The organism is Methylobacterium sp. CCH5-D2, from assembly GCF_001556475.1.
GTDB classification, from domain to species: Bacteria; Pseudomonadota; Alphaproteobacteria; order Rhizobiales; family Beijerinckiaceae; genus Methylobacterium; species Methylobacterium hispanicum.
Window position 1 is genome coordinate 1 of sequence record NZ_LSIX01000474.1, and the last position, 5,858, is coordinate 5,858.

Here is a 5,858-nt window from a genome sequence, read left to right on the forward strand (position 1 = left end):
CATCCTCGCCTGCCGGCTTGCCGCGCCGACGACCGATGCGATCGACCGGGAACGGTATCACAGGCGGTCACGATCGATGTCCTGCCGCAACGACCGCCTCGTGCTGGCCGCTCCGCTCCAGCGAGCGGGCGACGAAACCGTCCTGCTTCAACGCCTCGATGAAGGCGTGGATGTAGCCGTCCGCCAGCGGGCGGCCCCGGGGAATGGCGATGGCCTGCCGGATCGCCATGAAGGATCCCGGCAGAACGCGGACATCCGTCCGTCCCCTGGCGCGGGCTTCGAGGGGCTGTCGGACGGATGCGACCGCATCGACATCGCCCCGTTCGAAGCGCTCCAGCGCCGCGGCCGAGGTCGGCGCGAAGACACGCTCGGCGGCCTTGAGGTGGCGGCCGAGATGGAGGTCGTAGGCGGTATCACGGCCGACCGCGATGCGGATGCCGGCCCGGTCGACGTCGTCGTTGCACGCGATGGTCGAGGTCGCGGGGACCATGTACGCCCCCTCGATGATCACGTAGGGCGGGCTGAACGCGATCGTCTCCGCCCGCAGCGGGTCGATCGCCAGGAAGGCCATGTCCCACGGACGGTCTCCGCCTAGCGCTTCGACCACCTTTCCGGCGGTGTCGTAGGTCGTGAACCGGACCGGGACCGCCAGACGCCGGCCCAGTTCGCGGGCCAGGTCCGCCGTGACGCCCGCGGGCGCCCCGTCCGGCCCCGTCTGGGCCAGGACGACGTTGCCGTAGTTGATCGCGACGCGCAGCGTGCCGGTCGGGGCGATGGCCCGCACGAGGTCGGACGGGGCGCACGGATCCATTCGCGAGTCCTGGTGAGGCGAGAGGTTCGGCGAGGCGAGAGGGTCCCCGAGGCCGGCGCGCGAGGCCCGGACCCGGACGGTTCGTGCGAGAGCCCGCTGCTTTTTCCGGAAACAGCAGCAGGCTCCAGGTTATTGTTTTCGCATGATTTTTGCGGGAAACCGGCTTCCACTTTCCCGCATCGTGCTCTAGGCCGCGCTCGTCGCGGGCCGGTCCGGCGCCGCCCCGAGGGACCGCTGCAGGATCAACGGGATGACGCCCCCGGCGATCAGAACCTCCACCTCCAGGCTCGTCTCGACGGCCGCCGCCGCGGCGAAGGCCTCGGTCGATCCCCCGGCCCGACGGATCGTGACGTCGATGGGGGCGTGGGGCGCCAGCCGCTCGGCAGGGGCCCTCACCTCCAGGCTGTCCCCGGGCCGCAACGCCAGGGTCGAGGGATGCAGCCCGGGCGGCAGGCGCAGCGGCAGGATGCCCATGTTGACGAGGTTCGAGCGGTGGATCCGCTCGAAGCTCGCGGCCAGCACGGCGCGCGCTCCGAGCAGGCTCGCCCCCTTGGCCGCCCAGTCCCGCGACGATCCCATGCCGTAGCGCTCGCCCGCGACGATGACGACGGATCGGCCCTCGGCCCGGTAGCGGGCGGCGGCCTCGTAGAGGGGCAGCACGTCGCCGGTCGGCGCATGGATCGTGCTGCCCGGCGGGATCGCGGGACCGATCAGGTTCTTCACCGTCTTGTTGGTGAACAACCCGCGCACCATCGCCTCCCAGTTGCCGCGCCGGGAGGAGAAGACGTTGAGGTCCCGCGGGTCTTCGCCACGCGCGATCAGGTAGGCGGCCGCCTCGCTCCCGGCCGGCACGGCGCCGGCGGGCGAGATGTGGTCGGTGGTGATGTCGTCGCCCACCACTAGGATCGCGTCGGCCCGATAGACGCCGAGGCGCTCCTCGCCCGTCACGGCCGCGAAGGGCGGGCGGCGGATGTAGGTCGAGGCCGGATCCCACGGGTAGAGCGGCGTGGCCGGCGCGTCGAGCTTGGCCCAGACCGCGTTGGCCTCGGCCGCGTCGTAGGCCGGCGCGTAATCCTCCGCGCGGGCGGCCCGGGTCATCGCCGCGTCGATCTCGCGGCCGCTCGGCCAGAGGTCGGCGAGGTGGATTGCGGTCCCGTCCCGTGCCGCCGCGATGGGATCCTGCAGGATGTCGCGATCCACGTCCCCCGCCAGCGCGTAGGCGATCACCATGGGCGGCGACGCCAGGAAGCCGGCCTCCAGCTGGGGATGGACGCGGCCCGGGAAGTTGCGGTTGCCCGACAGCACCGCCACCGGGAGGATGCCGCGCGCGGAGACGGCCTGCGTCACCGCGGCCGGCAGAGCGCCCGAATTGCCGATGCAGGTGGTGCAGCCGTATCCGACGATGCCGAACCCGATCGCCTCCAGATCCTCCAGCAGGCCGGAGCGACGCAGGTAGCGCTCGGCGGTCGGCGAGCCGGGCGCGAGGGAGGTCTTGACCCATCCCCGCGGCGCGAGGCCGAGGGCGCGGGCCTTGCGGGCGAGAAGCCCGGCCGCCACGAGCAGCCGCGGGTCCGAGGTGTTGGTGCAGCTCGTGATGGCGGCGATGGCGACGCAGGCGTCCGGGACCGGATCGGCCGGGGTGGGCGGCAGCGCGTCGGCGCGGCGCATCGGTGCGATGGCCGCCCGCGTCCTGTCGGGCGTGAGCAGGTCCTGGGGCCGGCGCGGCCCGGCGAGCGCGACCGTCACCGTGTCGAGATCGAGGTCGAGCACGTGGTCGTAGACCGGGCGGGCCTCGGGATCGAACCAGAGGCCGGTCCGCCGGGCGTAGGCCTCCACGAAGGCGGCGTGCTCGGCCGTTCGGCCGGTGGCGAGCAGGTAGGCGATCGTGCGGTCGTCGATCGGGAAGTAGCCGGAGGACGAGCCGTATTCGGGCGCCATGTTGGCCACGACCGATCGGTCGCCGGCCGAGAGCGTGGATACGCCGGGGCCGAAGAACTCGACGAAGCGCCCCGACAGGGCGATCGTGCGCAGCAGGCTCGTCACGCGCAGGGCCAGATCGGTCGCGAGCACGCCCTCCCGCAGCCGGCCGGTCAGGCGCACGCCGACCACCTCGGGGACCCGCATGGTGACCGGCATGCCGAACATCACGCTCTCGGCCTCCAGGCCGCCGACGCCCCAGGCCACGACGCCGATGCCGTTGATCATCGGCGTGTGGCTGTCCGTGCCGATCAGCGTATCGGGCACGGCCCAGACCGTGCCGTTCCGGGTCTCGGTCGTGGCGACGGTCGCGAGGCGCTCCAGGTTGATCGTGTGCATGATGCCGGTGCCGGGCGGATGCACCGTCACGTTGGAGAGGGCGCGCGTCGCCCACTTCATGAAGCGGTAGCGCTCCAGGTTGCGCCGCAGCTCGGCCTCCATGTTCCGCGCGAGCGCGTCGGGCGTCCCGAACACGTCGACGGCGACCGAGTGGTCCGTCGAGACATCCACGGGCAGGACGGGGTTGAGGCGGGTGGGATCGCCGCCCGCCTCCGCGAGCGCCGAGCGGGAGGCCGCGATGTCGACGAGCGCCGGACCGCAGGTCGTGTCGTGCATGAGGATGCGGCCGGGGTGGAACGGGATCTCGGCAGCACTCCGCCCGTCCGCCAGCCAGCCCGGGATCGCGTCGCGCGCCGGGTCGCCCGGGGCGGTCCGGCGCAGGAGGTTCTCCAGCAGGACCCGGTGCAGCCACGGCAGCCGCCCGAGGGCCGCGCCCGCGAAGGCGGGCAGATCGACCACGCGGCACGCGCGGCCGGCGAGGACGGTGTCGGAGACGGTCATGGACGAGACCTCTGGCGAAAGGGAGCGCTCTGCGGATGCGCCCGTCCGGATCCGGATCCGGACGGGCCGACGCGGCCCGGCCGGTGACGTCGTCTCACGGCGAGCGGCCGGGCGCGCGGAGTCTCAGGCGTGCGCGCCGGCGGGCGTGACGGCCGCGGGCCCGTTCGTCATCCGGACGAACCACGTCATCAGGAACGACACGAAGAGGAGCCCGGACAGGAAGATCAGACCGCCCAGCGCGCTCCCGGTCCAGTCCTTGATCGCTCCGATGGCGTAGGGCCCGACGAAGCCGCCGAGGTTGCCGATCGAGTTGATCGCCGCAATCGAGACCGCCGCGGTGGAGCGCGTGAGGAAGAGGCCGGGCAGCGACCAGAACGGGGACTTGAACGCGTAGATCCCGGCCAGCGCCACCGAGATCAGGGCGAGGCCCGCGACGGGCCCCGCGACGAGGCCCGTGCAGCCGAGCGCGACGGCGCCCGCCAGGAGGGGCAGCGCGGTATGCTTCTGCCGCTCGCCCGTCCGATCCGAGTTCTTGGACCAGAGCACCATCACGAGCGTCGCGAAGGCGTAGGGGATCGTGGCGACCAGGCCGACCTGGAAATGGGTGAGGTCGGTGGACATGCTCTTGATGATCTGCGGCATCCACATGCCGATGCCGAGATTGCCGACCTGGTAGACGAAGTAGATCGCCGACAGGAAGAGCACCTTCGGGTTCGTGATCGCGGCCCAGAGGCCGAGATGCTTGACGTCGCGCTTGGTCGCCTGCTCCTTGCGCAGTTCGCCGACCAGCCAGTCGCGCTGCTGCGCGCTCAGCCAGCGCGCCTGCTCGGGGCGGTCCGTCATGACGAAGTAGTTGGCGATGCCGGCGATCACGGCGGGCAGGCCCTCGATCAGCAGCATCCAGCGCCAGCCCGACAGGCCGAAGCCCGACACGTGATCCATGATCCAGGTGCTGAGCGGGGCGCCGATCAGGTAGGAGACGGGGATCGCCGCCGTGAAGAAGGCGACCGTCGTGGCCTGCTCCTTCGCCCGGAACCAGAAGGTCAGATAGATGATGATGCCGGGGAAGAAGCCCGCCTCCGCGACGCCGAGCAGGAAGCGCAGGATGTAGAGCTGCGTGGCGTTCTGCACGAAGGCCGTCAGCGTCGCGATGATGCCCCAAGTGATGAGGATCCGGGAGATCCACGCCCGCGCCCCGAACTTGTTCAGGGCGACGTTGCTCGGAACCTCGAACAGGAAGTAGCCGATGAAGAAGATCCCGGCCGCGAAGCCGAAGGCCTCGCTCGTGAGCGCGAGCTCCTTGTTCATCTGCAGGGCCGCGTAGCCCAGGTTGGCCCGGTCCAGGTAGGAGATGACGTAGAGGGCGAAGGTGTAGGGAATGATGCGCCAGAACACCTTGCGCGTGGTCGAGCGCTCGAGCGCTGCGTCGTCGGCTGCTGTCATCGTCTCCTCCCGGCTGCGGGTCGCTGCTCTGGGCTCTGAGTGGCCCATCCCGGTGTCGCGGTATCTACATTATATAGTCTTTAAATGCAATCGAGGGCGCGCCGTCCGCGCTTGCATTCGCGCGCCACGCTCCGCCCTCGCCTTGCGCAAACTTCGGAGCCGTCCGTTGGACAGAATCCGCCGCCCCGACCCGCGCGAAGTCCGAATGTCTTTTCTTGATATGAAATCCACATCGGTAGAACCGGCCAGGCCGGCGAACCGGGTCCCCCGCCCACGGGGCGCGGCTGGAGCCGTTCCCGATCGCGTTGCGATCGGGAACGGCTCCAACCTCTTGTCTGGACGCGCTCTCTCGCGCCGAACCGGCGTCCGCTTCGGCGCGAGAGCGCTCTAGAAGTCCCTCTGGACCCGCATGCGCGCCTGGAAGGCGTCGACGTTCGTGATCGTGCGGACCGGATTGGCCAGGTTGTTGACGTAGGCCGGGTTCTGCCCGGGCAACTTGTTCAGGTCGAGCACCCGTCCGCTGGTCACGCCGTACTGGAAGTAGGCGCCCTCCACGCCGATATCGAGGTCCTTGACTGGCGACCAGATCAAGCTCGCACCGGTGATGATCTGGTAGTTGTCCCGCAGGATATTGTTGAGCTGGTAGTAGCGGCTGCCCGGCACGCCGGGGCCCGTGCCGAGCAGCCCGAAGAACGACCCTTGCGCGAAGCGGGCGCCCGCGGCGAAGCTGTTCTCGCCGTAGGATCCGTAGAAGGCCGAGCGCCACTGCGGCGTCCAGTAGTGCAGC

Annotated in this window: 3 protein-coding genes and 1 pseudogene; all 4 read right to left on the reverse strand. The window is 70.6% G+C overall.

Annotated elements, in window-relative coordinates:
* Nucleotides 1–67: 67 nt before the first annotated feature.
* Nucleotides 68–811: a transporter substrate-binding domain-containing protein gene (locus tag AX737_RS12040; protein WP_066921620.1), complete on the reverse strand. Its 744-nt coding sequence runs from the start codon at nucleotides 809–811 to the stop codon at nucleotides 68–70.
* A 186-nt stretch (nucleotides 812–997) separates the two neighbouring features.
* Entirely contained in the window at nucleotides 998–3,628 is a 2,631-nt protein-coding gene (gene acnA, locus AX737_RS12045; protein WP_066921622.1) for an aconitate hydratase AcnA, read from the reverse strand.
* A 123-nt stretch (nucleotides 3,629–3,751) separates the two neighbouring features.
* Complete coding sequence (locus tag AX737_RS12050) at nucleotides 3,752–5,071, reverse strand: MFS transporter (protein WP_066921625.1); 1,320 nt, start codon at nucleotides 5,069–5,071, stop codon at nucleotides 3,752–3,754.
* 387 nt (nucleotides 5,072–5,458) lie between these two features.
* Nucleotides 5,459–5,858 (reverse strand): annotated as a pseudogene (locus tag AX737_RS34320) (porin); the annotation flags it as partial.

What these genes read in the sequence shown, in the direction of transcription:
- acnA (WP_066921622.1), bottom strand. Translation starts at nt 3,628, where the DNA reads ATGACCGTCTCCGACACCGTCCTCGCCGGCCGCGCGTGCCGCGTGGTC.
- AX737_RS12050 (WP_066921625.1), bottom strand. Translation starts at nt 5,071, where the DNA reads ATGACAGCAGCCGACGACGCAGCGCTCGAGCGCTCGACCACGCGCAAG.
- AX737_RS12040 (WP_066921620.1), bottom strand. Translation starts at nt 811, where the DNA reads ATGGATCCGTGCGCCCCGTCCGACCTCGTGCGGGCCATCGCCCCGACC.